This window comes from Caulobacter sp. UNC358MFTsu5.1 (assembly GCF_000712075.1).
In the GTDB taxonomy this organism is placed as follows: domain Bacteria; phylum Pseudomonadota; class Alphaproteobacteria; order Caulobacterales; family Caulobacteraceae; genus Caulobacter.
The window spans coordinates 816,300-842,927 of sequence record NZ_JONW01000006.1 but is presented as its reverse complement, the minus strand read 5'-3'; the positions used below and the strand labels follow the sequence as shown (position 1 = coordinate 842,927).

The following is a 26,628-nucleotide window of genomic DNA, read 5'->3' as shown; positions in this document are numbered from 1 at the left end:
GGGAAGCTCCTTCGGCGGTCCGAAAGGATCAAACCCCATCCATCTGGTGCCGGCTGGGCTCGGAACACGGATACAGCGTTGGATGGGGGCCGGTTGAGCAGCAGGCGGGCGGTGAGACGCTCGCGGTCCGGGACTGGGGATCGTTGCTCCAGCCCGCCCGTCGGAGGCTTCAAGGCGGCGAGGTTCGAACAGAGCTCAGCGCCGCCGCGCTTCCGGACAACGACCGCGCGGAGCGATCGGGCTTCGTCGAAACGGTATTCTCTAATTTCTTCCGGACGGTGTCCGGCGCTCCGCGTCCCTTTCCAACTCACAGCGAAGGCGTGAGGCTGAAAAGCCGTGGCTCACTCCCTTGCCCCCACCTGGCGGCTTCGCCGCCTGTCCGCCCCCGTAGGGGGCGGAGCCTTCGCACCAGCGCTCTTCCCCCTGCGGGGGAAGACGACCGCGAAGCGGTCCGTAGGGGGCAAGTGTTCGCGGGCGCGGCTTGCACCAAACAGGACTTCCCCGCCGATCCATGCTAAGCGCGCGCCAACGAAATCCACCGAGAGTTCCATGGCCCTTAAAGTCGCCATCGTCGGCCTGCCCAATGTCGGCAAGTCCACCCTGTTCAACGCGCTGACGCAGACCGCCGCCGCCCAGGCCGCGAACTATCCCTTCTGCACGATCGAGCCCAACACCGGCGACGTGGCCGTGCCCGAGCCGCGCCTGGACGCCCTGGCCAAGATCGCCGGCTCCAAGGAGATCATCCCGGCCCGGATCACCTTCGTCGACATCGCCGGCCTGGTGCGCGGCGCGTCGAAGGGCGAGGGCCTGGGCAACCAGTTCCTGGCCAACATCCGCGACTGCGACGCCGTGGCCTTCGTGGCCCGCTGCTTCGAGGACGACGACATCACCCACGTCGAGGGCCGCATCGACCCGCTCAGCGATCTCGAGATCATCGAGATGGAGCTGATGCTGGCCGACCTGGAGAGCCTGGAAAAGCGCCTGCCGGCCATCGAGAAGAAGGCCAAGTCCGGCGGCGACAAGGACGCCGCCAACACCCTGCGCCTGATCAACCTGGCCCTGGCCCAGCTGCGCGAGGGCCGTCCGGCCCGCGCCGCCGTGGTGGACAAGGAGGACGAGAAGGCCTGGCACATGCTGCAGCTGCTGACCTCGCTGCCGGCCCTCTATGTCTGCAACGTCGAGGAAGGCAGCGCCGACAAGGGCAACAAGTACAGCGACCTGGTCGCCGAACGCGCCGCCAAGGACAACGCCAAGGCCGTCGTGATCTCGGCCCAGATCGAGAGCGAGATCGCCCTGCTGGACGCCGAGGAGCGCGCCGAGTTCCTCGAGACGCTGGGCCTGTCGGAGCCCGGCCTGAACCGTCTGATCCGCGAGGCCTACAACCTGCTGGGCCTGCAGACCTATTTCACGGTCGGCCCCAAGGAGGCCCGCGCCTGGACCATCCACGTGGGCGACACCGGCCCGCAGGCGGCCGGCGTGATCCACACCGACTTCGAGAAGGGCTACATCCGCGCCGAGACCATCGCCTATGACGACTTCGTCCGTCTGGGGGGCGAAAACGGCGCCAAGGAAGCCGGCAAGATGCGGGCCGAAGGCAAGGACTACGTCGTCAAGGACGGCGACGTGATGCACTTCCGGTTCAACGTCTAGACGGACCGGGCTGGGGGCGGCGGATGAGGATCGGGGGGATCGCGGCGGCCATGACGGCGGGGGCGGTGATCGCCTCGGCCCCTCCCGCCGCCGCCGCAATCCAGATGGGGGTGGCCAAGGTCGCCTCGACCGGCCAGCCGGTCTGGACCGCGCCGCCCGGACCGGTCGGCAAGTCCACCCTGGCGCTGGACATCAGCTGGCGGGCGACCGAGACCGCGATCCTGGACGACGGGATCAAGGGCGGCCTGCGCTATCGGACCCTCCCCGCCGGCCTGCCCCTGGTGAAGGCCGAGCTGTCCCTCAAGGACGGCGGCGCGCGCACCGTCTGGTGCGACACCCGCGTGGCCGCCGACCGGACGCTCAACTGCCTCAGCGACGAGGACGGCGACGGCAAGCTCGACGCCATCTGGATTTCGAACGGATCCCCCTTCGCGATCGGGTTCGACGGGCTCGGCCTGATCCGCGTCATGGGCAAGGTCGGCCCGGTCGGCTTCCGCCCCCAGGCGTTCGATCCCCCGATCACGGCCCACATCGGCGTGGAGCTGTGCTCCGAAGGGCGCTTCGTCGGCTGGCGGACGCGATACAGGATCAACGAGGACCCCTGGACCGACCTCGCGCCGACCTCGCCTCTCGAGCCGCGCGCCTGCCAACCCGTGGCGGACACCACCAAGCAGCCCACGATCCGCATCATGGGCTTCCCCTTCCATTTCCAGCAGACCCCGGACGGCCTGACCTTCGATGTCGGCCGGCTCAACAGCCCGTAGCAGAGTTCACCCCATGACCGACACCGTCACCCTGACCTCCGCCATCGACGGCTTCCGGTTCACCGCCGCCCACGCCCAGCCCCAGGGCGAGCGCAAGGGGGGGATCGTGGTGGTGCAGGAGATCTTCGGCCTGGACCAGTACGTCCACGCCGACGTGGCGCGCTGGTCGGCCCTGGGCTTCGAGGTCCTGGCCCCGTCGATCTTCGACCGCGTGACGCCCGGCTACGTGGCCGAGCACGACCTCCAGGGCTTCCAGACCGGCGTCGCCAATGTCGGCGCGGTGGGGCTGGACGCCATGCTGTCCGACATCCAGGCCTGCATCGACGAGCTGGCCCCGCGCGGGCCGGTGTTCGCGGTCGGCTACTGCCTGGGCGGGTCTCTGGTCTGGCTGGCGGCGGGCAAGCTGAAGGGCCTGGCGGCCGGGGCGGCCTATTACGGCAGCATGATCGCCGCCAACGCCGCGCTGCCGCTGAACGCGCCGGTCGTCGTCCATCTGGGCCGCAAGGACGGCCATATCCCGGCCGACGACGTGAAGGCCAAGCTCGGTCAGGCGCACGCGGACGTGCCCGTGTTCATCTACGAGAACAGCGGCCACGGCTTCAACAACGACGGCCGCCCCGACTCCGACCTCGACGACGCCAGGCTGGCCCGCCAGCGGTCGCTGGAGCTGTTCCGGGCCCACGGCGCCGGTTAGCGTCGCCGGGGCTTGCGGCGCGGCCCAAGCCGATACAACCTAAGGCTCAGTCAAATCCGTCGGGGGTTTCCCATGCTGAAGATCGGCCGCCTGTTCGTCCTGACCGCCGCCCTGGCGGGGCTCGCTGGGGGCGCGCTCGCCCAGACGGGCCCGCCGCAGCCCGTCGCGCCTTCCGGCACCCAGCAGTACTACATGTCCGAATACAGCTCGATCAATCGCCCGACCGCCCGCCTGACGAAGCGCGAACCGGGTAATCCGATGCAGGTGCGGGCCGCCGCCAAGATCGCCGGCGACCTGCACGCGCCGTGCGAGGTGATCGACGCCGCGCCGCTGTCGACCCGCCCCAGCAGCAAGCCCGAATACGAGATCGCCTGCAAGGACGCCCTGGGCTGGATCATCAGCACGGGCGCCGACGGCAAGCCCCAGCTGAACGACTGCCTGGCCCTGGACACCGGGGCCCTGGCCGCCGGCAAGTCCTGGCCCAAGGGCATGGTCTGCGGCCTGCCCGGCAACGCCGCGCCGGTCGCCGGCCTCAAGCCCCTGGCCGCCAAGGCCTCGCCCGGTTGCGTGGTGGCCGACGGGACCTTCCTGGGCGGGGGCGGGAACCCGCCGATCCTGCGCTACGAGATCGCCTGCAAGAACGGCGGTGGCTACATCGTCGACGCCCCGGCGCCGGGTTCGACCGCGGTCCAGTCGTCGCTGACCTGCGACGAGGCCAAGAGCGCCGGAGCCGCCTGCACCCTGCCCACCAAGAAGAAGGGCTAGATGGGCGAGCGGATCACCCTGACGACGGTCGACGGCGAGCCCGTCTCGGCCTACCACGCCCCGCCCGGCGACGCGCGGCGGGGCGGGCTGGTGATCCTGCACGCCATCTGGGGGGTGACGCCGCACATCCGCGCCCTGTCCGACAGCCTGGCCGACCAGGGCTACGAGGTGATCGCGCCCAGCCTGCTGGACGCCGCGGGCGCCCCCTTCCCGACCGCCGACCTCGACCCGCCGAACCTGGACGCCCGGATGACCCTGGGCCTGGCCAGCGGCTGGGGCGCGGCGGCCCTGCCCCGCGTGCAGGCGGCGATCGACGCTCTCGCGGAGAAGGGTGAAAAAGTCTTCGCCATGGGCTTCTGCTTCGGGGGCACCACGGCCTGGCTGGCCTCGGCCCGCTGCACCGGCCTGACGGCCGTGTCGTGCTTCTACGGCGGCGACATCGCCAGCTATGTCGACGAGCAGCCCAAGGTCCCGACCATCCTGCACTTCGGCCGCACGGACCAGATGATCCCGCTGGCCGACGTCGAGAAAATCTCCGCCGCCCATCCGGACCTTCCGGTCTGGCTGTACGACGCCGGCCACGCCTTCGTGGCGCCCAACGGCTATCACGCCGACAGCGCCAGCCTGGCCATGCTGCGCACCCTGCAGCTGTTCCAGCGGTCGGGCGGCGGCCGGGGCGAGGCATGATCGCCCTGATCCTCGCCGCCGCCGCCGTCGCTCCGGCGCCCACGGTCGACGCCTGCGCCGTGGCGGCCGCGCCGCGCGACTATGTCGGCCGCAAGTTCGCGATCCGGACGACGCTGACCATGGGTCGGCACGACTCGCTGCTGAACTATCCGTCTGACTGCGCCGCGATCCGGTATCGAACCCTGCCGGACAGCCAGGCCCGCCAGGCGCTCGAGCACATCTTGGAGGTGATGATCGGCGTGGACTACGGGCGGCGCTTCAAGACCCGGACGCCGTTGACCTTAACGTCTCTCCAAGGCCTCACCGTCAGCGCCACGGGGACGATGTTCTGCCCCTCCGCCACGGGTCGCTGCGAAATGCAGGTGACCGGCCTTGAACAGGTGGTCTACCCGGCCAACTTCCCCAAGGCGATGGTCCCGGCCGACGCGGGCTGGGCAGGCCCCTGATCGCGCTGCCGAGAGCGGTCGCCGACGGTCGAAACCTTGGCTAGGATCGGCCCATGCGTCGCGCCGCCTCCCTGCTGATCCTGAGCCTGCTGGCGGCGCGGGCCGCTCCGGCCGTGGCTGGACCACGGGGGGCGGGCGAGACGGCGTGCTGGTTCGAGAACGGCGCGGTCGTCGCCCCGGCCGCGATCGGCGGCATCGCCGGCGACTACGTCATCGACCTGTCGGCGCCCCGCACCCTGCTGCACGTCGACATCGCCCAGCGCGCGGGCTTCACCGACACCGCCCTGACCCTGCCGGTGCGCCTGGCCGGCCGGACCGTCGAGGCCGCGCCGATCGCGGTGCAGAGCCTGGACTACCGCGCCGTCGGCTTCTCCACTCCGATCGCCGGGGTGATCGGGGCCGACATCCTCGACCGCTATGCGGTCACCCTGGACTTCTCGCCCTGCCGCCTGCGGCTGGACCGCCCCGGAAGCGCTTCGAGGGGGCGGAAGGGCGGTCTGCCGGTCACCATGGTCGGCGGGGCGCCCACGGTCCTCGCGGCGGCTTCGGACGGCCTCAAGGGCGTCTCCGGCCCCTTCGCCCTGGACACGGCTTCCAACGGCGGGGTGCGGGTTCGCGGCGCCGCCGACGGACCGCGCCAGAAGCCCGCCGGGACCCTGCGGGCGCTGTCGCTGGACGGGACCCTGCGCGAGAACCTGCCGGCCGTGCGGGCCGGCGACTTGCCCGACGGCGTGGTGGGGGCGCTCGGCGTCCAGGTGCTGGCCGGCTATCGCCTGCGGCTGGATCCCGGCGCCCGGCGCCTGTGGCTGACCCCCGTCCCGGCCGACCGCTGAACGGACATGGAAAAAGGGCCCGGCGTCGCCGCCGGGCCCTGATGTCTCAAGCCTTGGAACAGGCCGCTCAGTGCGACTCGTTCTTCCAGACCTGGCGGTAGCTCGCATAGAGCAGGCCCGCGAAGATCAGCAGGTAGATCAGCACCACGAAGCCGGTCTGCTTGCGCTCTTCCAGCTTGGGCTCGGCGGCCCACATCAGGAAGGCCGCGACGTCCTTGGCTTCCTGGTCGAGCGTGGCCTTGGTGCCGTCATCGAAGGTCACCTGGTCGGCCTTGATCGGCGGGGCCATGGCGATGAAGCCGCCCGGAGGGACGTGCTCCTTGGGGCCCGACCAGTAGGAGGACAGGTCGCCCGCCATGTACTTGTTGTAGTGCTGGGTCGGATCCATCTTCAGGCCGGGCGGCGGGGCCGCATAGCCGGTGACGATCGAGTAGATGTGGTCCGGACCCTCTTCGCGGGCCTTGGCCAGCAGCGACATGTCCGGCGGCAGGGCGCCGCCGTTGCTGGCGCGGGCCGCGGCCTCGTTCGGGAACGGCGCGGGGAAGCGGTCGGCCGGGGTGGCCGGACGCTTGATCGCGTCGCCGGTCTCGTTGTCGATGTCGGCGACCTCGTAGTCCTTGGCGATCGCCTTGACGTACGGGTTGTCGTTCGAGTTCGGGTACTTCTTGTCGTAGAACGGACCGCCCTTGTCACCCAGGTTGCGGAACGCGACCAGGTTCATCGAGTGGCAGGCCGAGCAGACCTCCCGATAGACCTTGTAGCCGCGCTGCAGCTGGGCCTGGTCGAACTTGCCGAACGGGCCGTCGAAGGACCACTCGACCTTCTTGGCCGGCAGGGCGCCGTGGGCGGCCAGGGCCGGACCGGCGACGCCGGCCGCCAGGAAACCCGCGACCGCTGCGATGACGGAGAGTTTGCGCAGCATCGGGATCAGCCCTTCATTTCAGGCGCGGCGGTCGCTTCGGCCGGCGCGGCGGCCGGGTGCGACAGGGCGGGAGAGGCGATGGAATCCGGCACCGGCAGGGTCTTTTCGGTCAGGCCCAGCATCGGCAGGATCACCAGGAAGAAAGCGAAGTAGTACAGGGCGGCCACGCGGCTGAGCCAGACGAAGCTGTTCAGGTCCGAAGCCATCAGCTGGAAGGTGGTGACGCCCGGGATGACCTGGTCGTCCGGCAGCTTGGCGCCGCAGACGCCCAGCACGCAGCACGCCACGACGAAGATGAAGAAGTGGATCTTCGCGGTCGGGCGGTAGCGCATCGAGCGCACCTTCGAGGTGTCCAGCCACGGCAGGGCGAACAGGCAGGCGATGGCGCCGAACATGGCCAGCACGCCCATCAGCTTGTCCGGGACGGCGCGCAGGATCGCGTAGAACGGCAGGAAGTACCATTCCGGAACGATGTGCGAAGGCGTCACCAGCGGGTTGGCCGGGATGTAGTTGTCGGCGTGGCCCAGGGCGTTGGGCATGAAGAAGACGAACCAGGCGAAGAGGATCAGGAAGACGCTCATCGCGAACCCGTCCTTCACCGTCGCGTACGGGGTGAAGGGCACGGTGTCGGCCTTCGACTTGGGCTCGACGCCGGTCGGGTTGTTCTGGCCGACCACGTGCAGCGCCCAGATGTGCAGGATCACGACGCCCGCGATCATGAAGGGCAGCAGGTAGTGCAGCGAGAAGAAGCGGTTCAGGGTGGGGTTGTCGACGGCGAAGCCGCCCCACAGCCAGGTGGTGATGCTTTCGCCCACGACCGGCAGGGCCCCGAACAGGTTGGTGATCACGACCGCGCCGTGGAAGGACATCTGGCCCCAGGGCAGGACGTAGCCCATGAAGGCGGTGGCCATCATCAGCAGGTAGATCACGCAGCCCAGCAGCCACAGCACTTCGCGCGGCGCCTTGTACGAGCCGTAATAGAGGCCGCGGAGCATGTGGATGTAGACGGCGATGAAGAACATCGACGCGCCGTTGGCGTGCATGTAGCGGATCAGCCAGCCGTAGTTCACGTCGCGCATGATGTGCTCGACGCTGGCGAAGGCGTGGTCGGCGCTCGGGGTGTAGTGCATCACCAGGATGATGCCGGTGATCAGCTGCGAGGCCAGGCACAGCGACAGGATGCCGCCGAAGGTCCACCAGTAGTTCAGGTTACGCGGCGTGGGGTAGTCGACGAAGCTGTCGTAGCCCAGGCGCACGATCGGCAGACGGGCGTCGAGCCAGCGCTCGAAACCGGTCTTGGGTTCGTAGGTCGAATGTCCGCTCATCTCGCTTAACCGATCTTGACCTTGGTGTCGGACAGGAAGGCGTACTCCGGAACGATCAGGTTCTTCGGAGCCGGCCCCTTACGAATACGACCCGAGGTGTCGTAGACCGAGCCGTGGCACGGGCAGAACCAGCCGCCGTACTCGCCGCCGCCGAAGGTCGGGACGCAGCCGAGGTGGGTGCAGTTGCCGCCGACGATCAGCCACTGGGCCTTGCCCGGCTTCACGCGATCGGCGTCCTTCTGCGGATCCTTCATCGACGCGCCGTCGTCCGCGACCGCCTTGGCGATCTCGGCCTTGGTGCGGTTGCGCACGAAGAGCGGCTTGCCGCGCCATTTGACGACGACCTGCTGGCCTTCGCCGACCTTGGTCACGTCGAACTCGATCGACGCCAGGGCCCGCGTATCGGCGGAGGGGTTCATCTGGTCGATGAACGGCCACGCCAACGCGACCGCGCCGCCGGCGGCGGCCGTCATCGATGCGATGTAGATGAAATCCCGACGGCTGGGGTCTTCCCCATGCGCCGGATCAGTTTTTGCGCCCACGGCGGTGTCGGCCACCCAAGTCACCCTTCGATGCCGCCGCGCCGCCTAGACGGCCCGGCCTGGAGAAACGCCTGTCGGCGCATACTGTCTGGACCCGCGAACGGGTCTTCGCCACAACAGGCAAAAGCGGATCGTCCTATCGGACGCGCGGACGAAGTCCGCAAGCCCTTTCGATTCGCAGCAAATGCCCCTGCTGGCTCTATGGTTGGTTCGCTTAGAATGCGGCTCGCGCTTTTTCAACCCGGCATTCCTCAGAACGTGGGCGCCGCGATCCGTTTGGGCGCCTGCCTCGGGGTGGGTCTGGACGTCATCGAGCCCTGTAGTTTCCCCTTGGACGACAAGAGCTTGAAACGCGCGGCCCTGGATTACGGTCCGTTGACGCACATGATCCGCCACGCCTCTTGGAATGCATTTCTCGCCGCGCCGGAACGTCGCGAGGGCCGGCTGCTGCTGTTCACCACCAAGTCGACGGCCCCCTTCCACAAGTTCGATTTCCAGGCGGGCGACACCCTGTTGTTCGGCAACGAGAGTCGCGGAGCGCCACCTGAGGTTCACGAGGCCGCCTTCTCGCGCCTGACGATCCCCCTGCGCCCCGAAGCCCGCTCGATGAACCTCGCCACGACGGCGGCCATGGCCCTGGGCGAGGCCCTGCGGCAGACCGATGGCTTCCCGACGGTCTAGGGCTACGCGCTGCTGCGTATTTGCGCGCGGCGCGGCGAAGGCCTAATCGGCTGACATGACCGACGCCCTGACCCTCGACGAGAAGAAAGCCGCCGCCCGCGCCTGGTTCGAAAGCCTGCGCGACCAGATCTGCGCGGAATTCGAACGGCTGGAGGACGAGGCCCCCGCCGGGCTCTACGCCGGCGAGCCCGGCCGCTTCGTCCGCAAGCCGTGGGACCGCGAGGCCGGCGGCGGCGGCGTGATGGGCATGATGCACGGGCGCCTGTTCGAGAAGGTCGGCGTCCACGTCTCGACCGTCCACGGGACCTTCACCCCCGAGATGGCCAAGACCGTCCCCGGCGCGGCCGAGGACCCCCGCTTCTTCGCCACCGGCGTCAGCCTGATCGCCCACATGCGCAGCCCGCGCGTGCCGGCCGTGCACATGAACACCCGCTTCATCGCCACGACGAAGAGCTGGTTCGGCGGCGGCGGCGACCTGACGCCCCTGCTGGGGTACCAGCGCCAGCAGGACTTCCCCGACGCGATCGACTTCCACGCCGCCTACCAGCGCGCCTGCGACGCCCACGACCCGACCTGGTACGCCAAGTACAAGGCCTGGTGCGACGAGTACTTCTTCCTGCCCCACCGCAACGAACCGCGCGGCGTCGGCGGCATCTTCTACGACCACCACGACAGCGGCGGCTGGTCCAAGGACTTCGCCTTCACCCAGGACGTCGGCAAGGCGTTCCTGGAGATCTATCCCGAGCTGGTCCGCCGCCGGATGGGCGAGGCCTGGACGCCGGAAGAGCGCGAGCAGCAGCTGGTGCAGCGCGGCCGCTACGTGGAGTTCAACCTGCTCTACGACCGCGGCACGATGTTCGGCCTGAAGACCGGCGGCAACGTCGAGTCGATCCTCAGCTCGATGCCGCCCGAGGTGAAATGGCCTTAAGGGGTCAGGCCTTGGGGCACTTGGCCCCGGTGTCGATCCAGGCCTGCACCAGCTGACCGAACTGCGCCTGGGTTCCCGGCGCCGGCTTGCGGCCCTCGCCCGGATTCCAGGCCCAGCCGACCAGGTGGTCCTCGGCCATGTGATGATGCAGCTCGGCCAGCGAGCGGCCGCCGTTGCGGGCCGGGTTCTTGATCTGGGCGCAGATCGCGCCCAGCGACTTGCCCTGCCAGGCCATCTCGACCGGGGCCAAAGCCCATTTCGGGTCGCCGGGGATCGACTTGATGTCCTGTCCCCAGGTCGCGACGTTGGCGGGGCCGTGGCACGACGAACAGGGCAAGCCGGCGGGCCCATGGCCGGCCTGGCCGCCCACCATCGGCGGATTATGCGGGTGGCGGTCGTCGCCCTGGGTCGGGGCGCGCTGGACCGGGTGGCAGTTCATGCAGCGCGGGCTCTCGATCACCTTGCCGACCTCGGCGAACAGGGCCAGCGAGCGGGCGGCCGGGTCCTGGATCGAGGTGAAGTCGGCGACGTTCTTGAGCGTCTCGGGCGGCGCGGCGGCGGGCGGTTCGGGCGCGGCGAAGCTGACGCTGGACAGCAACGCCCCGCCGATCATCAGCGAACCGGCGGCGAGAACGATGGCGGCGGCTCTCATGATCCTGGTCTCCCGGGTTTCAGCCGGAACGGCCGACCCGCGGTCCAGGTTGCCAGAAATCTCGCCGGATCAGGCGTGCTCGGCCAGAAAAGCCTGGATCCAGTCGCCCACCCGCGCCCGGTCGTTGGCCTGGTCCAGGCTGGCCACCGCCGCGTCGGCCTCGGCGTCGGTGAAGCGGCTGCCGCGCCGGGACTCGATCAGGGCCCGGGCGTAGGCCGGGTCGAACTCGGGATGGAACTGCATCGAGATCGCCGGGCGGTCGTCGTAGACCAGCACGCCGGCGGGGGTAAAGGCGCTGCCGGCCACGGCGCGGGCGGTGGGCGGGATGACGATCACCTGGTCCTGGTGCGAGGCCGGGACGGCGACGCGGGCCAGGTCGCGTTCCAAGTCCATCCACGGCTGGGGCTCGGCGACGTCGTAGCGGTGCAGCCCCACGCCCCAGCCCTTGTCCGACTTCACGACCTTGCCGCCGAACGCCTCGGCCATCACCTGGTGACCGAAGCAGACCCCGACCAGCGGCTGGCGACTGGCCTCGACCAGGAAGGCCTTCAGCGGTTCGATCCAGGGCAGGTCGTCATAGACCCCGGCCGACGAGCCGGTGACCACATAGGCGTCGCATTCGGCCGGATCGGCGGGCAGCACCCCGGCCTGGACATCGTAGACGACGTAGTCGTGCCCGGGACCCAGCAGGTCCTGGAACATCGTCGCGTAGCGCCCGAACGCGGGCTGGAGCTGTTCAGGCGGTTCGCCGGTCTCGAGCAGGCCGATCTTCATGGAGGTCTCCGGAGCGCCTTGGGCGCTGACCGGCATTTGCGCCTGAGCGCGGCCGAGTTCAACTACGGTCTAACAAGGCTCAGTGAGCCGTTGATATGTTGGACCTGCCGTCAGGAAGTCCGCTGAACGACCTGCTGTTACTCAGATCGCAAGCGCCGCGGCGACCTGATCGGGTGTTCCCTTAACGAGAATTCCGCCGTCTGGACCGGCGTCATAGATGACCCTCGTCCCATCCGTACCCGCGACATGGAGGACGACCTTCACATGCTGCGGATTGACGAAGACCGGCTCGTTGGTGACGGCGCTCGTTAGTTTGACAAAGTCGACCATGGTGGCTCCCCCATTGTGATGAGGCCACCATGCAACCGCCGCCGGCTGATAACAACCGGTCGTTGAGGTCGTCTAGAACACCATCCCCTGCGCCACGGCCTTCAGCCGTTCGATGGCCGAGAACTTGTCCTCGATGAAGTCCTGGTCGATCCACCAGATCTCGACCTCGCGCATCACCTCGCCGACCATCGGGCCCTTGGGCACGCCGGCCTTGAGGATCTCCTCGCCGGTCAGCGGGAAGGCCGGCGGGGTCCAGCTTTCGCCCAGGGCCAGCAGGCCGCGCCACTGGGCCGTGGTGGCCGAGCGGCTGGCGGCGGCCCAGGCCAGCTTGACCCGGTCGCTGAAGGTCTTCAGTCCCAGGGCGTAGACCGCCCGGCGGGTCTCGCGCGGGCTCATCCAGCTGACGATGCGCGGCGACTTGCCAACCGCCTCGACCAGCCGCTCCTTCAGGGCGTTGGACAGCCGCAGGCGCTCGGCCATCTGCTCGGCGATCTTGGGGTCGTCGGGGATCAGGGCCGCCAGGCGCAGCTCGGGATCGTTCTCGAACAACTGCTCGGTCTCGATGGCCATCAGCCCCTCGAACCGGGCCAGCGACTTCACGAACGGCAGGATGGCCGGCAGCACGCCGGTGGCGGCCATCAGGCGCAGGGCCGCGCGCGGGTCCTCGGCCGCCAGCAGCTTCAGGAGCTCCTTCTGGGTGCGCTCGGCGGCGCGGCCCTCGACCATGCCCTTCAGCGCCTTGCAGGCGGCCAGGGCCTTCTGGTCGGCGTCGCCCCGGCCGTACCAGGCGTGGAAGCGGAAGAAGCGCAGGATGCGCAGATAGTCCTCGCGGATGCGGGTCATCGGGTCGCCGACGAACACCACCCGGCCCTCGCGGGCGTCGTTCACGCCCTCGCCGGTGGGATCGTACAGACGGCCGTGGATGTCGGCGTACAGGGCGTTGAAGCGGAAGTCGCGGCGCTCGGCGTCCTGGTCCCAGTCCTGGGTGAACGACACCACCGCCCGACGGCCGTCGGTCGAGACGTCGCGGCGCAGGGTGGTGATCTCGTAGGACCGGCCGTTGGAGAGGGCCGTGACGGTGCCGTGGTCGACGCCGGTGGGGATCGAGCGCAGGCCCGCCTCGCCCAGCGCTTCGATCACCTGGTCGGGGGTCAGGGTGGTGGCGATGTCGATGTCGTCGATGGGCTTTCCCATCAGGGTGTTGCGCACGCAGCCGCCCACGAAGCGCGCACAGCCGGGGAAGCCCCGCTTCTCGAGGGCGGCGATCACGGCCTGGGTCTCCGGCAGCGCCATCCAGGGCGCCACGCCTATCGTCTCGGTGCTCACGCTACTCCCCCGCGGTACGCAACACGCCCCCGCACGCGGGGCGAGGCATTTCAGACGATTATCGCCCGCCGACAAGCCCGTTGAGAAGCTTAACCATAGATTCTTCCGTGGTTTACGTCGGGTCCGCCTGGGTGGATTACGAGGCGTCCGGCGCTCCTTCCGGCCCGTGCAGGCGCTCGTACAGCCCCCGCAGCATGCCGGCGGTCGCGCCCCAGATGAATCGCTCGTTCCAGGGCATGGCGTAGAAGAACCGCCGCTCGCCGTCGGGCAGGTCGCGGTGCTGGCGCTGGTGGTTGCCCGGATCCATCAGGAAGGCGAACGGCGTCTCGAACACGTCGGCCACCTCGTCGGGGCTGGGCTCGAAGGTGGCGGCCGGATCGATGAAGCCCACCACCGGGGTGACGTGGAAGCCGGTCACCGTGCGGTAGCCGTGCAGCAGGCCCGCCAGGGTCACGAACTTCGGGTCGAGATTGATCTCCTCCCGGGCCTCGCGCAGGGCGGTCTCCCAGGGCGTCTCGCCGGGATCGCAGCGACCGCCGGGAAAGGCGATCTGGCCGGTATGGCTGCGCAGGGTGTCGGCCCGGCGGGTCAGCAGCACGGTCCAGCCTTCCTCGTGCTCGACCAGCCCGACCAGCACGGCGGCCGGACGCAGGGCGTGGGGATTGTCGGGCCGCAGGCCGGGATTGAGGTCGAAGTCCGAACGCGCGGCGTCCAGGCTGGGATCGTAGGCCTCGATCGGGTCCAGCTTGCTGGTGATCCAGGCCCGCCGTTCGTCACGGGTCAGGGTCATCCGCGATGGACCCCGGCCGGCGCGATCGGGAACCAGGCGCCGTTCGAGGCCACGCCCAGGCGCGGCCCGTCGGGCGTGTCGCGCTCGGCGGCCAGCTCGGCCAGCTCGTAGAACACCGGCCGCGCGATCAGGGCCTCCAGGCCGCGCCGCACGTGCAGATAGGGCCGGGGCTCGCCGGTCGCCGGATCGGTCTCGACGCGGATGGCGTTGTCCGGCCCCGCCTCGACCACGTCGCCGACATTGGTCTCGAAGCGCAAGATATCGCCCACCTGGTCCACCCGCGTGGCGATGAAGGGCGCGTCCTCGACCTGGATCTTCAGCTTCTCCACCGGCGTGACCAGGTGATAGCCGTCCGGGTCGAGCCGCAGCACGGTCGAGAACAGGCGCACCAGCGCCTCGCGCCCGATCGGCGTGCCCTCGTGGAACCAGACCCCGTCCTTGCGGATGCGGATGTCGATGTCGCCGCAATGCTCGGGATGCCACAGGTGCACGGGCGGCAGGCCGCGCTGGCCCGCTTCCTTGGCGGCGGCGGTGACGCCTGCGAGGCCGGAAGGGGTGGGATCGACGGTCATGGGTTTCAGGTAGGGCAAGCCGGCGCCCGGCTCAAGCGCGGGCTTCCCGCTCACCCGATGCGGATCGGACCCGCCAGGCCTTGATCCCCGCCCTCGACCAGCGCCTTGACCAGCACGCGCCGCTGATCCGCTGGGCCCGGCATGATCGCCTGGGCGGCGGGCTCGGCCGCGAAGCCGACCCGGCCGAAATAGGGGGCGTCGCCGACCAGCAGCACCGCGGCCCAGCCGGCCTTGGCGGCCGCGTCGCAGGCGGCCTCGACCAGGGCCTGGCCCAGGCCGTGCTTGCGCTCGTCGGCGTCGACCGCCAGTGGACCCAGGAAGGCCACGGGCTTGCCGCCCACGGTCACGGGCCACAGGCGCACGCTGCCGATCACCCGGCCGTCGTCCAGGGCCACGAACGAGCAGTCGTCCAGCTTGTGGTTGCCCTCGCGCAGGCGCTCGGACGACTTGGCGAAACGGCCCGGACCGAAGGCGCGATCGACCAGCACCTCGACGGCGCGAGCGTGCTCGGGCTGTTCGATGAGGATGGCGGGCGGAAGCGGCGAAGGGGCGACGGCGGGAGACGACATGGGCGCTTAAACGATCCGGAACACGAAAAGGGGACATAGCCCCGGATCGTGACGCGGCCGAGACGGCCGCTTCCGGGGCGTTATTTGCGGACTCCGGTCCGCGCGGCGCAGGTTCGTCGCAGGCGTCGCATGGCGGCGCTTTCCTTCCGTTGGAGCGCGCGGAATAGGGCTTGGTGCGCCTGACGTCAATGAATTCAACTGTCGCATCAAACAAACTCGATTGCGGTGACGCTCGCTCGGGACCATGGTCCGCCGCCATGACTGACGTGCCCCCCGACCCCGACTCCGTCCCTTCGGCTCTCGAAGTGGCGGACACCTCCATGCGCGCCCTGCTCAAGCAGCGGGACTTCCTGTTCTTCTGGGCCGCGCGGTTCGTGGCGACCCTGGCGGTGCAGATCCAGGGCGTGACGATCGGCTGGCAGGTCTACACCCTGGCCCGCGAACTGGGCCGGACCGAGGGCCAGGGCGCGTTCCTCCTGGGCATGGTGGGGCTGGCCCAGTTCATCCCGCTGTTCTTCCTGACCCTGACCGCGGGGGAGACCGCCGACCGGCACGACCGCAAGATGATCATGACCGCCGCGATCGGCGTCGACATCCTCTGCGCCTTGGGCCTGGGCGTCCTGGCCTGGTCGGGACACACGGCCCTGTGGCCGATCTTCGCCATCGCCGTGCTGTTCGGCGCCGGCCGCGCCTTCCTGTCGCCGGCGTCCAGCGCCATGGGGCCGATGCTGGTGCCGCGCGCCCTGCTGCCGCGCGCCATCGCCTGGAATTCGTTGTCCTGGCAGAGCGGTTCGATCATCGGCCCGGCCCTGGGCGGCCTGCTGTGCGCCATCTCGCCGGCCACGGCCTTCGGGACCTCGGCGGCCCTGTTCCTGCTGGGCGGCCTGTGCCTGATCTTCATCCGCCAGTCGACCAAGCCGGTCGTCCAGCCCGGCTCGCGCTGGACCCTGATCAAGGAAGGTCTGGCCTATACCTGGGACAACAAGATCGTCTTCGGCTCGATTTCGCTGGACCTGTTCGCCGTGCTGCTGGGCGGGGCCACGGCCCTGCTGCCGGTCTTCGCCCGTGACGTGCTGCACGTCGGGGCCGAGGGCTTCGGCGTGCTGCGCGCCGCCCCAGCCGTGGGCGCCACCGTGGTGGCGATCTTCCTGGCCAGCCACCAGATCCGCCGCCGCGCGGGCCTTTTGATGTTCGGCGCCGTGGCGGTGTTCGGCGCGGCGACCATCGTGTTCGGCCTGTCGAAATGGACCTGGCTGTCGGTCGGCGCCCTGGCGGTGCTGGGCGGGGCCGACATGGTCTCGGTCTATATCCGCCAGACCCTGGTGCAGCTGGTCACGCCCGACCCGATGCGCGGCCGCGTCGCCGCCGTCTCGGGCCTGTTCATCAGCGCCTCCAACGAGCTGGGCGAGTTCGAGAGCGGCGTCGCCGCCCGGTTCCTGGGCCCGGTCGGCGCGGCGGTGTTCGGCGGCGTCGGGGCGCTGATCGTCACGGGAGCCTGGGCCAAGATGTTCCCGGCGCTGCGGCAGGCGGACCGGCTGGAGTAGCTTCCAAACCCGCTCATCCCGGCGAATGCCGGGATGAGCGGTTGAAGGGAAGGGCCTAGAGCGCCGCCAACTTCCGCAACGCATCGCCGGTCATCCGCCGCACGATCCACTCGTCCATCGCCGCGGCGCCCAGGCTGTCGTAGAAGGCGATGGACGGGGCGTTCCAGTCCAGCACGGCCCATTCCAGCCGGCCCAGGTTCTCGTCCAGGCAGCGCCGCGCCAGATTGGCCAGCAGGGCCTTGCCCGCGCCCGACCCGCGCGCCTCGGGCCGCACGAACAGGTCCTCCAGATAGATCCCGTGCCGGCCGACGAAGGTCGAGAAGTTGTAGAACCACAGGGCGAAGCCCACCGGTTCGCCGTCGATCTCGGCGATGTCGCAGAAGGCCTTGGGGTTTTCGCCGAACAGCGCCACCGTGACGTCGTCCCGCGTCGCCTCCACCGCGTCGAGCAGCTTCTCGTACTCGGCCAGGTCGCGGATGAACTGCAGGATCAGGGCGCTGTCCCCCGGGACGGCCGGGCGAATGGTGACGGGCATATGGCGGTCTCTTCGGACTATCTGGATTTCGTGCTGGAACAGCTGGCCCCGGTGGGACCGCTGACCTTCCGCAAGATGTTCGGCGGAGTCGGGCTCTACGCCCAAGGCCTGTTCTTCGCCCTGATCGACGACGACACCCTGTACCTCAAGGGCGACGAGACCCTGCGCGCCGATTTCGAGGCAGTCGGCAGCACCCAGTTCGCGCCCTTCGGCATGAGCCCCATGGCCTACTGGACCGCCCCGGCCGAGGCCCTGGACGATCCGGACCTGATGATCGACTGGGCGCGCAAGTCCATCACCGTGGCGGCGGCGCGCAAGGACCGGCCCCGGAAATAGCACCCAAGAATCCGCTCATCCCGGCGAATGCCGGGACCCAGATGGAATGGCTTTGAGGCCGACGCCAAGAGCGCGGCGCTCATCCAATCATCGCACCGCTATTGGATATGGGTCCCGGCATTCGCCGGGATGAGCGGAGGTGGGTTGGTTTACCCGATCACCACCCCAGGAGGCGGGACGCTGTCCTCGGGCACGAAGAAGTCCGGCATCAGGGTGGCGGTCGGATCGACGCGGTACTGGTCGAAGTCGCGCACGCCCTCGCCATAGAGGAAGGTGTCGTCGATCACGAACTGGCCGGTGAACGCGCGCGAGGGCTTGAGGAAGATGGCGTGGGCGGCGTCGGCCATGATCTCGACCGTGCGGCAGTGCTTGAGCCCCTCCTCGCCGGTCAGGGCGAACTGGATGGCGGCGGTTGCGATGGCGGTGCGCGGCCACAGGGCGTTGCAGGCCACGCCGTCGGCGCGGAACTCCTCGGCCATGCCCAGCATGCACAGGCTCATGTTGTACTTGGCCATCGAATAGGCGACGTGCGGCGCGAACCAGCGGGGCTTGATGTCCAGCGGCGGCGACAGGGCCAGGATGTGCGGGTTGGCCGCCTTCCTCAGGTGCGGCAGGCAGATCTTCGAGGTCAGGAACGTGCCGCGCCCGTTGATCTGGTGCATCAGGTCGTAGCGCTTCATGTCGGTCGACAGCGTGCCCGTGAGCGAGATCGCCGAGGCGTTGTTCACGCAGATGTCGATGCCGCCGAAGGTCTCGACCGCCTTGTCGACGGCCGCCTGGACGCTGGCCTCCTCGCGCACGTCGACCACCAGCGGCAGGGCCTTGCCGCCGGCCGCCTCGATGTCGGCGGCGGCGGTGTAGATGGTGCCCGGCAGCTTGGGATGCGCCTCGGCGGTCTTGGCGGCGATGACGATGTTGGCCCCGTCGCGAGCGGCCCGCAGGGCGATGGCCAGGCCGATGCCCCGAGAGGCGCCGGTGATGAAAAGGGTCTTGCCCCCAAGGGACTTGTCTTGGCTGGTCATGCTTCTGCTCTCGATGCGGTTCTGGCCAGGATGACGCCGGCGGCGATGAAGCCCAGGGCGAAGCACCAGCCGGCCAGGCGGTGGGCCAGACCCTGATCCTTCAGGGCCAGCCCGGCAAGGCCGATGACGAAGGCGGCGATCCACAGGGCCGAGGCGGCGCGGAACGGCCCCTTGCGGGCCAGCAGGGTCGTCCCGACCACGACCATGCCGATCGACCAGACCGCCGAGGCCACGGTGTAGGACGCCGCGCCCCAGATCCCGGCCGCGGAGGTGCGCACCAGCAGGACGCCGCCCACCGCGATCACGAACCCAACCAGGCCCGGCCATCCCATCAGCCGGCCCGCCACCGACTGCACGCCCAGCATGCCGAACAGCAGCAGGAGGTCGATCAACACATAGGTCGACAGCCGCGCGGGATCGGTCAGGTGCGGATAGGCCAACGGCCCCAGCAGGTCGATCAGTCCCCCCAGGACGGCGGCCACGCCGGCCAGCCGCCAGATCGTCTGCCGCCGCATCAGGCCCCCGCGCCCGTGATCTCGACCGACAGGGCCCAGAGGCGGTCGGCCGCCTCGGGGTCCAGGGCGTAGGGCATGACGCCGCTCCACGGATGCTCCGGGCTCCAGGGAACGGCCTGGGCCAGGTCCTCCAGATAGAGGCCGCCCGCCTCGTCCAGCTCGGCGCCGACGGCGGCCCAGACGCTGGTCGAGGCCCCCTGCTGGGGCGTCTTGAAGCCGTCGCGCACCTTGCCGTCGTCGTCGATCCAGCCCATCGCCTTCTGCTCCTCGATCGGCAGGTGGCGCTGCAGCGGGGTCATGATGCCGCCCGGCATCACGGCGAAGGCGCGCACGCCCTGGTCCTTGAACCGCCTGTCGAAGCCCGCGGCGAACAGGGCGTTGGCGGTCTTGGCCTGGCCGTAGGCCTCCCACTTGTCGTAGGGGCGGTCGCGGAAGTTCGGGTCGTCGAAGTTCACCGGCGCGCGGCGGTGACCGATCGACGACAGCGACACCAGCCGCGAGGTCCACCCCGACTTGGCCCCCGCCACCAGGTTCGGGGCCAGCAGCACCGACAGCAGGAAGTGGCCGAAGTGGTTGGTGCCGATCTGCATCTCCAGACCGTCCTCGGTATAGGCGAGCGGACAGGCCATGACGCCGGCGTTGTTGATCAGGAGGTTCAGCGGCCGGTCGCCCCAGCGCTCGGCGAAGGCGCGGATCGACTTGAAGCTGGAGAGGTCCAGCATCGACCACGACACCTTGCCCTTCGCCGTCTTGGCGATGTCGGCGACGGCGGCCTCGGCCAGGTCGGGCTTGCGGACGGCGATCGCCACCTCGGCCCCGGCCTCGGCCAGGGCGCGGGCGGTCTCGATCCCAATGCCGGTGGCCCCGCCGGTGACGATGGCGACCACGCCGGTCAGGTCCTGGCCGGCGACCACGTCGCGGGCGTCGGTATAGGCCCCGAAGGGCGACTTGATGCGATCGGCCACGATGTCTGCTCCCTGGATGTTCTCGTTGTGACTCTGTCGTCGTGAGTGGCGCTACAGCTGCAAGACCAAAATCCCCAAGGCGATCGCCAGGCACAGCGGGCCGTAGGCGCGCCGGTTGAGCGTCGCGAACGGCGTGCCCTCGGCGTAGCGGAAGACCGGCGGAGCGTAGGTCGCCAGACCGCGTCCGGCGAATACCGCGAAGAGAACCCAGCGCATGACTTGGAAGAGCGGGTCCCAGGGCGTCCGCGTCAGGCTCGCCAGCACCAGGGCCCCGCCCGCCGCCAGGGCCAGGGCCACGGCGGCGGAGGCCGGCAGGCCCGGCGCGCGCATGCCGCGCGTCCGGCCCACGACGTGCTCGACCATAGACGTCTCGTCATGGCCCGGCCAGCGGCCGCCCAGCCCCCAGTAGAGGTGAATCCCCGACAGGGCGAACAGCGCCGCCGCCAGGACCACCGCAAGGGCCATCTCAGCCGACCTTGCTGAAGTCGGGCGCCCGGCGCTCGGCGAAGGCCATGAAGGCTTCCCGCGCCTCGGCGGTCTGCAGGCGCTGGCCGAACAGCTCGCCTTCCCTGTCCATCAGGGCCGCGATGGTCTCGGCGTCGCGCATCAGGGTCTTGGTCGCGGTCAGGGCGCCCAGCGGACGCTTGGCCAGCTGGTCGGCGGCGGCGCGGGCCTTGGCGCGCAGATCGTCCAGCGGCACGCAGGCGTTGGCGATGCCCCAGGCGGCCGCCGTCTCGCCGCTGACCGCCTCGCCCAGGGCGAACATGGCGTAGGCGCGGGCGTGGCCGATGCGGGCCGGCAGCAGCAGGCTGGAAGCGGCCTCCGGCACCAGGGCCAGGTTGACGAACGGCACGGTCAGCTTGGCGTCCGGGCTGGTGAACACCAGGTCGCAGTGCAGCAGCATGGTCGTGCCCACGCCCACGGCCTGGCCCTGGACGGCGGCGACCAGCGGCCGCGTGGCCTTGGCCAGGTTCTTCAGGAACCGCATCACGTGGCGCTCGCCGGTGAAGGCGCCGGTGGCCTGGGCGGCGAAGTCCTGCAGGTCGTTGCCCGAACTGAAGCTGTCGCCGTCGGCCTGGAACACCACCACCCGCACGGCCGGATCGCTCTCGGCCCGCTCCAGGCTGTCGGCCAGCACGCCGTACATAGCGTTGCTGAGGGCGTTCTTCTTGTCCGGACGGGCCAGGGTGATGGTCATCACGCCGGCGTCGACGACGACCTGAACGTGGTCGGTCATGAGGGGTCTCCTTTGGGGAACTTCGTTTGCAGGCTGGTCAGCCAGCGCGACACCACGGCGATCTCGTCGTCCGTGAAGCCTTCGGTGAGATGGGCGTTCAGGCCTTCGACCCCGGCCTTGGCCTCCTCGCGGGCGGCCTCGCCGTGGGTGGTCAGGTGCAGGCGGAAAGCGCGGCCGTCCTTGGGGTCGGGCCGGCGCTCGACCAGCTCGGCGCGGACCATGCGGTCGACCAGGCCGGTCATGGCCGAGGGCGCCAGGTCCAAGGCTTCGGCCGCTTCGCCGATCAGGGCGCCGTCCTTCTGGCCCAGCACGAACAGGGCCCCGGACTGGGCGGCGGTCAGCCCGCCCTTGGCGGCCATCTTGGCCTCGACATAGCGCTGCACCCGTCGGTGCGCGACATTGAGCAGGAAGACGAGGCGACGGTCGGGCGGCGTGGTCATGGCGCGAGATTATAGTTCGCGCACGAAATATCAAACGATTGTTTTGGCCGATGTGGAAAATCATTCAACCGATCGGTTGACTCTTTCGCGGCCACGCCACACATTCAACCACATGGTTGAATTAAACACCGCCCTTTCGGCCCCGCAACTGGACGCCGTCTTCCACGCCCTCGGCGACGCCACCCGGCGCCGGATGCTGCGCGAGCTGGCGGGCGGCGAGCGGACGGTGGGCCAGCTGGCCGAGCCGTTCTCGATCTCGCTGGCCGCCGCCTCCAAGCACATCAAGGCGCTGGAGAGCGCCGGCCTGATCCAGCGCGAGGTCCGCGGCCGCACCCACCTGTGCCGCCTGGAGCCCGGCCCGCTGGCCACGGCCCAAGAGTGGCTGAGCTTCTACGAACACTTCTGGACCAGCCGCCTCGACGTGCTCGACCGGCTCCTCCGAGAGGACGACGCCCGCAAGACCCCGCCCGCTAAATAAGGAAACGACCAATGAGCGAAGCCGCCACGCTGGACGCCTATGGCGAAGTGATCGAGCCCCTGACCCTGAAGATCCAGCGCCTGCTGCCGGGCCCGATCGACCGCGTCTGGGCCTATCTCACCGAGAGCGAGCTGCGCCGCCAGTGGCTGGCCTCGGGCGCGATGGAGATGAAGGCCGGCGCGCCGTTCACCTTCACCTGGCGCAACAACGAGCTGAGCGATCCGCCCGGCCAGCTCCCCGAGGGCTTCAGCGCCGAGCACAGCCTGGAAAGCCGCATCCTCGACTTCGTCCCGGGCCGCAAGCTGGTCATCGCCTGGAACCAGGGCGAGGTGTCGTTCGAGCTCGAGCCCGCCGGTGACAAGGTGCTGCTGACGATCGTCCACCGTCGCGCGCCGGACCGCACCACCCTGCTCAACGTCAGCGCCGGCTGGCACGCCCACCTCGACGTCCTGGCCACTCGGCTCAGCGGCAAGCCGCAGACGGCGTCGTTCTGGGACGGCTGGAAGCGGCTCAAGGCCGAATACGAAACCCGCCTGCCCGCCTGAGGCGCACCGACCACGCTCCGCCGGTCCGGCCGGCGGAGCCGCAGGCTTTCCCCGAAATCCAGACAGGTTCCCCATGACCCATCCCGTCGTTTCGCGCGCCGAATGGCTGAAGGCCCGACTCGCCCTGCTCGCCGAGGAAAAGGCGCTGACCCGCCGCAGCGACGAACTGGCCCGGCAACGCCAGACCCTGCCCTGGGTGCGGGTCGACAAGCCCTACCGGTTCGAGACCGAGAACGGCCCCGCCTCGCTGGCGGACCTGTTCGAGGGCCGCTCGCAGCTGATGGTCTACCACTTCATGTTCGGCCCGGACTACGAGGCCGGATGCCCGTCCTGCTCGGCCATCGCCGACGGCTTCGACGCCTCGGTCGTGCACCTGGCCAATCACGACGTCACCCTGACGGCGGTGTCGCGCGCCCCCCTGGCCAAGCTGCACGCCTACCAGCGGCGGATGGGCTGGTCGTTCCCGTGGGCGTCGTCCCAGGGCAGCGACTTCAATTTCGACTTCAACGTCTCGTTCTCCGAGGCCCAGCAGCGCACCGGGACCGTGGACTACAACTACGAGATCGCCGGCCACGCGCTGGACATCAAGCCGGCCCCGGAGCCGGTCGTGCAGTTCGCGGCCATGTGCGGCACCAATGCCGCCACCTACGCGCTGGACCGGCCCGGCCTCAGCACCTTCGTGCTGGAGGACGGCGTCGTCTATCACGCCTACTCGACCTACACGCGGGGCGTGGACGGCCTGTGGGGCATGTACCAGTGGCTGGACCGCGCGCCCAAGGGCCGTAACGAACAGGACCTCTGGTTCCGCCGCCACGACGAGTATCCGAGGGCGGCCGAGTGACCGTGGATGCGCCTCCCTCGAAGGCGCTGGCCGCGTCGGGCTGGCTGAGCCTGGCGGCCACGCCGACTTTCGCCGTCATGATGCTGGTGACCGGCCTGACGGGCGGATCGATGGGCGGGCTGTGCGCCGTCCGGCCGCCCTTCGACGGCATGGCGGCGATGTACGCCCTGATGGCCGTCTTCCACGCCGCGCCGTGGCTGCGCCTGGCGGCCCGGCGGCGCGCGACGGCTTAGGCGGAGCGGTACCAGTTCACCGCGTCGGCGTCCTTCTCGCGCGCGGCCAGGCCCCGCCCGATCAGGCAGTTGAGGTGGGCCAGGGCCTCGCCGGTGGCCATGCCCAGGATGTCGGGACCGATCGGCCGCGCGAACAGCGCCCCGAACACGTCGACCACCCGCTTGGGCTCGGACAGCTTGCCGGCCAGGCGCGTCAGGGCCCGTTCGTGCCCCGAGATCAGGCCGTCGATGCGGGCGTGCAGGCCCCGGAACGGATCGTTGTGGGCCGGCAGCACCAGCACCGAGTCGGGCACGGCCGCCTTCACCTTGGCCAGCGAGGTGATCCAGTCGGTCAGGGGATCGGCGTCCGGCTCGGTCGGATGCACCGAGACGTTGGACGAGATGCGCGGCAGCACCTGGTCGCCGGAGATCAGCACCTCCAGCTCGGGACACCACAGGCAGGCGTGGTCGGGCGAGTGGCCCTGGCCGGTCACCACCCGCCAGTCGTGGTCGCCGATCCGGAAAGTCTCGCCGTCGGTCAGGCGGCGATAGCTGTCGGGCATCTGGTAGATCGCCTTGCCGAACCCGCCGAACCGCGCCTTGTAGTTGTCGATCGCCTCGTCGTCCCAGCCGGCGGCGTGGAAGAACCGCACCCCGTCCTCGGGCGCCTCGCGGCCGGTGTCGGCCACCAGCATCCGGCATTGGAAGTATTCCAGCCGGGTCATCCACAGGCGGACGTCGAACTTGCGGGCGATCCAGCCGGCCAGGCCCACATGGTCGGGATGCAGGTGGGTGACGATCACCCGGGTGACGGGCAGGCCGCCCAGGGCGCCCGCGAAGGCCGCCCGCCAGGCCTGCGAGGTCTCCTTGGTCTGCAGGCCGGTGTCGACCACCGCCCAGCCCTCGCCGTCGCGGATGGCCCAGACATTGATGAAGCCCAGCGAGCCGCCCAGCGGCTGGCGCAGCCACAGCACCCCCGGCGCGACCTCCACCGCCTGGCCCGATCCCGTCTCCGGCGCCGCTTCGAACGGATAGACCAGCCGCGGCTTGCGCGGTTCGGGCGTTTCGGACGCGTCTTCCTCGATCCCGTCTCGCATCTGCGTCCTCCAGTCACAGCGATCGTCATGATTGCGCCCCCGTCGGACGACATCTTGACCCTTGATGCAAGCGGGCCTTAAGTCCGCCGCGAGGAATTTACCCCAGGAGACGTCCCCCATGAGGCCCATCGCGATCGGCTTGACGGCCGCCCTCGCGCTCGCCGCGCTTATCCCCGCCACCGTGATTTCGGCGGCCAAGGAAAAGGAAAAGCCGGCCGCCGTCGACGCCAAGGCCCGCGAGGCCGGCATGAAGGCCACCCCCGATCTGGTCAAGGCCGCCGGCGTGTCGTGCACCGTCACCGACGCCCGCCTGATCGGCAGCGACAAGAAGACGGCCACCGACTACTACGAAGTCGCCTGCCAGCAGGGCCTGGGCTTCGCGATCCTGGCCAAGAAGGACGCGGCGCCGCAGACCTACAGCTGCCTGGAAACCGCCGCGGCGGGCGCCGACGGCAAGCCCAGCGCCCTGGCCTGCCTGCTGCCCGGCAACGCCGACCCGAAGGCCGGCCTGGTTCCGTACCTGGCCAAGGCCGGCACCAGCTGCGACATCCAGAACGCCCGCGCCATCGGCGCCGGCGCCAAGAACGCCTATTTCGAAGTCGCCTGTAAGGGCGGCGCCGGCTACATCGTCCAGACCGCCTCGCCGGTGAACGTCGACCAGGACGTCACGGTCAACAGCTGCCTGCTGTACGAGGAAGGCGGCAACGTCAGCTGCAAGCTGACCGACCGGGCCACCCAGCTGGCCGTCGTCGACACCCTGAACGGCTCGGCCGGCAAGAACTGCGCCATCAAGGACAAGCGCTACGTCCTCAGCACCAAGACCGACAACTACTTCGAAGTCGTCTGTCAGGACGGCAAGGGCTACGTCTACCAGCAGGCCGCCACCACCGGCGCCTTCGTCCGCGCCATCGACTGCGCCCAGGCCAGCTTCGTCGGCGGCGGCTGCACCCTGAGCGACGCCGTGGCCGCCCAGACCGAGCAGGCCGGCCTCTACACCAAGCTGTCCACCAAGGCCGGCTTCGACTGCAAGGTCGAGAAGTACGGCATGCTGCCCAGCCCCGATCCCCGCAAGGAGATCGTCGAACTGAAGTGCTCCAACCGTCCCGACGGCGGCATCGGCATCTTCACCGCCACCAGCAACACCGTCTACGACTGCATCACCTCGGAAATGAACGGCTACCGCTGCAGCTTCACCAAGCCGGACGAGGCCTTCCCGCGCCTGACGGCCGACCTGAAGGGCCTGGGCAAGGGCAGCTGCACCGTTTCGGGCGCCCGCGTCATCGGCCAGACCGCCACCGACGGCTACGTCGAAGTGGCCTGCTCGGACGGCCTGCCGGGCTGGGTGATGGCCTACCCGCTGAACACCACCGCGCCGCACGCCAAGGAAGTCCTGTCCTGCGTGCAGGCCAAGGGCGTCGGCGGCGGCTGCAAGCTGCCGACCAACAAGACCAAGAGCTGATCGGGCGCACAGCCTGAACGAAAGCAGCCCGCCGGGAGCGATCCCGGCGGGCTTTTTCTTTGATCAAGCCAAGGGCCAAAACCCGTTGTCATCCCGGAAGCCCCGCGGGGGCTGTCCGGGACCCAGGGGACTGGGCGAAGGCGGTGCGGTTC

34 protein-coding genes are annotated in these 26,628 nt (G+C 69.6%); 16 read left to right on the top strand and 18 right to left on the bottom strand.

Annotated elements, in window-relative coordinates:
- Positions 1-549: 549 nt before the first annotated feature.
- The 7 genes from ychF (at position 550) to BR39_RS0112645 (ending at position 5,839) form a co-directional block, all read left to right on the top strand.
- Complete coding sequence (ychF, locus tag BR39_RS0112675; RefSeq protein WP_029912190.1) at positions 550-1,650, top strand: redox-regulated ATPase YchF; 1,101 nt, start codon at positions 550-552, stop codon at positions 1,648-1,650.
- Positions 1,651-1,673: 23 nt separating this feature from the next.
- Positions 1,674-2,414, top strand: coding sequence for a hypothetical protein (locus tag BR39_RS0112670; protein WP_156035751.1), 741 nt, complete (start codon positions 1,674-1,676; stop codon positions 2,412-2,414).
- 13 nt (positions 2,415-2,427) lie between these two features.
- Positions 2,428-3,108, top strand: a complete 681-nt coding sequence (locus BR39_RS0112665; protein WP_029912184.1) for a dienelactone hydrolase family protein — start codon at positions 2,428-2,430, stop codon at positions 3,106-3,108.
- A gap of 72 nt (positions 3,109-3,180) precedes the next feature.
- Entirely contained in the window at positions 3,181-3,873 is a 693-nt protein-coding gene (locus tag BR39_RS0112660; protein WP_029912182.1) for a hypothetical protein, read from the top strand.
- Positions 3,874-4,560: a dienelactone hydrolase family protein gene (locus BR39_RS0112655; RefSeq protein ID WP_029912179.1), complete on the top strand. Its 687-nt coding sequence runs from the start codon at positions 3,874-3,876 to the stop codon at positions 4,558-4,560.
- Entirely contained in the window at positions 4,557-5,006 is a 450-nt protein-coding gene (locus BR39_RS0112650) for a hypothetical protein (RefSeq protein ID WP_029912174.1), read from the top strand. The genes BR39_RS0112655 and BR39_RS0112650 overlap by 4 nt, the downstream gene beginning before the upstream one ends.
- Positions 5,007-5,059: 53 nt before the next feature.
- Positions 5,060-5,839, top strand: a complete 780-nt coding sequence (locus tag BR39_RS0112645; protein WP_029912172.1) for a hypothetical protein — start codon at positions 5,060-5,062, stop codon at positions 5,837-5,839.
- A gap of 67 nt (positions 5,840-5,906) precedes the next feature.
- On the opposite strand, the gene BR39_RS0112640 is transcribed toward BR39_RS0112645, so the two are convergent.
- The 3 genes from BR39_RS0112640 to petA are packed head-to-tail and all read right to left on the bottom strand — an operon-like array spanning position 5,907 to position 8,643.
- On the bottom strand, positions 5,907-6,761 hold the full coding sequence (locus tag BR39_RS0112640) for a cytochrome c1 (RefSeq protein ID WP_029912169.1): 855 nt from the start codon (positions 6,759-6,761) through the stop codon (positions 5,907-5,909).
- A 5-nt stretch (positions 6,762-6,766) separates the two neighbouring features.
- Positions 6,767-8,086, bottom strand: a complete 1,320-nt coding sequence (locus BR39_RS0112635) for a cytochrome b N-terminal domain-containing protein (protein ID WP_029912166.1) — start codon at positions 8,084-8,086, stop codon at positions 6,767-6,769.
- 5 nt (positions 8,087-8,091) lie between these two features.
- A complete protein-coding gene (gene petA, locus BR39_RS0112630; RefSeq protein ID WP_029912163.1) occupies positions 8,092-8,643 on the bottom strand; it encodes a ubiquinol-cytochrome c reductase iron-sulfur subunit in 552 nt (183 codons plus the stop codon).
- Positions 8,644-8,847: 204 nt separating this feature from the next.
- Here petA and BR39_RS0112625 point away from each other — a divergent pair, with 204 nt between their 5' ends.
- Positions 8,848-9,309, top strand: coding sequence for a tRNA (cytidine(34)-2'-O)-methyltransferase (locus BR39_RS0112625; protein ID WP_029912161.1), 462 nt, complete (start codon positions 8,848-8,850; stop codon positions 9,307-9,309).
- Between the two features lie 55 nt (positions 9,310-9,364).
- Positions 9,365-10,237, top strand: coding sequence for an oxygen-dependent coproporphyrinogen oxidase (gene hemF, locus BR39_RS0112620; RefSeq protein WP_029912158.1), 873 nt, complete (start codon positions 9,365-9,367; stop codon positions 10,235-10,237).
- 4 nt (positions 10,238-10,241) lie between these two features.
- Here the strand turns inward: hemF and BR39_RS0112615 are convergent, their stop codons facing one another.
- The 7 genes from BR39_RS0112615 to BR39_RS0112585 all read right to left on the bottom strand — a co-directional run bounded on the left by BR39_RS0112615 (position 10,242) and on the right by BR39_RS0112585 (position 15,250).
- Positions 10,242-10,889 (bottom strand): hypothetical protein, encoded by a 648-nt coding sequence (locus tag BR39_RS0112615; protein WP_029912157.1) that lies wholly within the window; start codon positions 10,887-10,889, stop codon positions 10,242-10,244.
- 69 nt (positions 10,890-10,958) lie between these two features.
- The gene (locus BR39_RS0112610) at positions 10,959-11,663 is read right to left on the bottom strand and encodes a glutamine amidotransferase (RefSeq protein WP_029912154.1); all 705 of its coding nucleotides are present in this window, start codon (positions 11,661-11,663) and stop codon (positions 10,959-10,961) included.
- Positions 11,664-11,804: 141 nt separating this feature from the next.
- Complete coding sequence (locus BR39_RS0112605; protein WP_029912151.1) at positions 11,805-11,993, bottom strand: hypothetical protein; 189 nt, start codon at positions 11,991-11,993, stop codon at positions 11,805-11,807.
- 72 nt (positions 11,994-12,065) lie between these two features.
- The gene (locus BR39_RS0112600; protein ID WP_156035749.1) at positions 12,066-13,319 is read right to left on the bottom strand and encodes a CCA tRNA nucleotidyltransferase; all 1,254 of its coding nucleotides are present in this window, start codon (positions 13,317-13,319) and stop codon (positions 12,066-12,068) included.
- A 136-nt stretch (positions 13,320-13,455) separates the two neighbouring features.
- On the bottom strand, positions 13,456-14,103 hold the full coding sequence (locus BR39_RS0112595; RefSeq protein ID WP_035018390.1) for a CoA pyrophosphatase: 648 nt from the start codon (positions 14,101-14,103) through the stop codon (positions 13,456-13,458).
- Between the two features lie 2 nt (positions 14,104-14,105).
- Positions 14,106-14,681: a DUF1285 domain-containing protein gene (locus BR39_RS0112590; protein WP_029912142.1), complete on the bottom strand. Its 576-nt coding sequence runs from the start codon at positions 14,679-14,681 to the stop codon at positions 14,106-14,108.
- Positions 14,682-14,731: 50 nt separating this feature from the next.
- Positions 14,732-15,250: a GNAT family N-acetyltransferase gene (locus tag BR39_RS0112585; RefSeq protein ID WP_029912139.1), complete on the bottom strand. Its 519-nt coding sequence runs from the start codon at positions 15,248-15,250 to the stop codon at positions 14,732-14,734.
- Between the two features lie 257 nt (positions 15,251-15,507).
- Between BR39_RS0112585 and BR39_RS0112580 the strand changes: the two genes are divergently transcribed.
- Positions 15,508-16,794, top strand: a complete 1,287-nt coding sequence (locus BR39_RS0112580; RefSeq protein ID WP_029912135.1) for an MFS transporter — start codon at positions 15,508-15,510, stop codon at positions 16,792-16,794.
- Between the two features lie 55 nt (positions 16,795-16,849).
- Here the strand turns inward: BR39_RS0112580 and BR39_RS0112575 are convergent, their stop codons facing one another.
- On the bottom strand, positions 16,850-17,329 hold the full coding sequence (locus tag BR39_RS0112575) for a GNAT family N-acetyltransferase (RefSeq protein ID WP_029912131.1): 480 nt from the start codon (positions 17,327-17,329) through the stop codon (positions 16,850-16,852).
- Between BR39_RS0112575 and BR39_RS0112570 the strand changes: the two genes are divergently transcribed.
- Complete coding sequence (locus BR39_RS0112570) at positions 17,330-17,665, top strand: TfoX/Sxy family protein (protein WP_029912128.1); 336 nt, start codon at positions 17,330-17,332, stop codon at positions 17,663-17,665. It abuts the gene before it with no gap.
- A gap of 149 nt (positions 17,666-17,814) precedes the next feature.
- Here the strand turns inward: BR39_RS0112570 and BR39_RS0112565 are convergent, their stop codons facing one another.
- From BR39_RS0112565 to BR39_RS0112540, 6 genes are read right to left on the bottom strand one after another with little or no spacing between them, the layout of a single operon-like run.
- Complete coding sequence (locus BR39_RS0112565; RefSeq protein WP_029912125.1) at positions 17,815-18,687, bottom strand: NAD(P)-dependent oxidoreductase; 873 nt, start codon at positions 18,685-18,687, stop codon at positions 17,815-17,817.
- The gene (locus BR39_RS0112560; RefSeq protein ID WP_029912121.1) at positions 18,684-19,202 is read right to left on the bottom strand and encodes a hypothetical protein; all 519 of its coding nucleotides are present in this window, start codon (positions 19,200-19,202) and stop codon (positions 18,684-18,686) included. Before BR39_RS0112560 ends, BR39_RS0112565 begins: the two co-directional genes overlap by 4 nt.
- A complete protein-coding gene (locus BR39_RS0112555; RefSeq protein WP_029912119.1) occupies positions 19,202-20,167 on the bottom strand; it encodes an SDR family NAD(P)-dependent oxidoreductase in 966 nt (321 codons plus the stop codon). Before BR39_RS0112555 ends, BR39_RS0112560 begins: the two co-directional genes overlap by 1 nt.
- A gap of 51 nt (positions 20,168-20,218) precedes the next feature.
- Positions 20,219-20,632, bottom strand: coding sequence for a DUF3995 domain-containing protein (locus BR39_RS0112550; RefSeq protein ID WP_029912116.1), 414 nt, complete (start codon positions 20,630-20,632; stop codon positions 20,219-20,221).
- Position 20,633: 1 nt separating this feature from the next.
- Positions 20,634-21,404 (bottom strand): enoyl-CoA hydratase, encoded by a 771-nt coding sequence (locus tag BR39_RS0112545; protein ID WP_029912114.1) that lies wholly within the window; start codon positions 21,402-21,404, stop codon positions 20,634-20,636.
- On the bottom strand, positions 21,401-21,844 hold the full coding sequence (locus tag BR39_RS0112540) for a MarR family winged helix-turn-helix transcriptional regulator (RefSeq protein ID WP_029912111.1): 444 nt from the start codon (positions 21,842-21,844) through the stop codon (positions 21,401-21,403). The genes BR39_RS0112545 and BR39_RS0112540 overlap by 4 nt, the downstream gene beginning before the upstream one ends.
- 112 nt (positions 21,845-21,956) lie before the next feature.
- Here BR39_RS0112540 and BR39_RS0112535 point away from each other — a divergent pair, with 112 nt between their 5' ends.
- The 4 genes from BR39_RS0112535 to BR39_RS0112520 all read left to right on the top strand — a co-directional run bounded on the left by BR39_RS0112535 (position 21,957) and on the right by BR39_RS0112520 (position 23,941).
- Positions 21,957-22,322 (top strand): helix-turn-helix transcriptional regulator, encoded by a 366-nt coding sequence (locus BR39_RS0112535; protein WP_029912109.1) that lies wholly within the window; start codon positions 21,957-21,959, stop codon positions 22,320-22,322.
- 11 nt (positions 22,323-22,333) lie between these two features.
- The gene (locus BR39_RS0112530) at positions 22,334-22,867 is read left to right on the top strand and encodes an SRPBCC family protein (protein WP_029912106.1); all 534 of its coding nucleotides are present in this window, start codon (positions 22,334-22,336) and stop codon (positions 22,865-22,867) included.
- Positions 22,868-22,940: 73 nt separating this feature from the next.
- Positions 22,941-23,708: a DUF899 domain-containing protein gene (locus tag BR39_RS0112525; RefSeq protein WP_029912104.1), complete on the top strand. Its 768-nt coding sequence runs from the start codon at positions 22,941-22,943 to the stop codon at positions 23,706-23,708.
- 2 nt (positions 23,709-23,710) lie between these two features.
- Positions 23,711-23,941 (top strand): hypothetical protein, encoded by a 231-nt coding sequence (locus BR39_RS0112520; RefSeq protein ID WP_156035748.1) that lies wholly within the window; start codon positions 23,711-23,713, stop codon positions 23,939-23,941.
- Here BR39_RS0112520 and BR39_RS0112515 read toward each other — a convergent pair.
- Positions 23,938-25,017 carry an MBL fold metallo-hydrolase gene (locus tag BR39_RS0112515; protein WP_029912099.1) on the bottom strand — a complete coding sequence of 360 codons (1,080 nt, stop codon included), beginning with the start codon at positions 25,015-25,017 and terminating at the stop codon, positions 23,938-23,940. The two genes, BR39_RS0112520 and BR39_RS0112515, sit on opposite strands and share 4 nt — an antisense overlap.
- Before the next feature lie 118 nt (positions 25,018-25,135).
- Here BR39_RS0112515 and BR39_RS0112510 point away from each other — a divergent pair, with 118 nt between their 5' ends.
- The gene (locus BR39_RS0112510; protein ID WP_029912097.1) at positions 25,136-26,476 is read left to right on the top strand and encodes a hypothetical protein; all 1,341 of its coding nucleotides are present in this window, start codon (positions 25,136-25,138) and stop codon (positions 26,474-26,476) included.
- Positions 26,477-26,628: the final 152 nt, after the last annotated feature.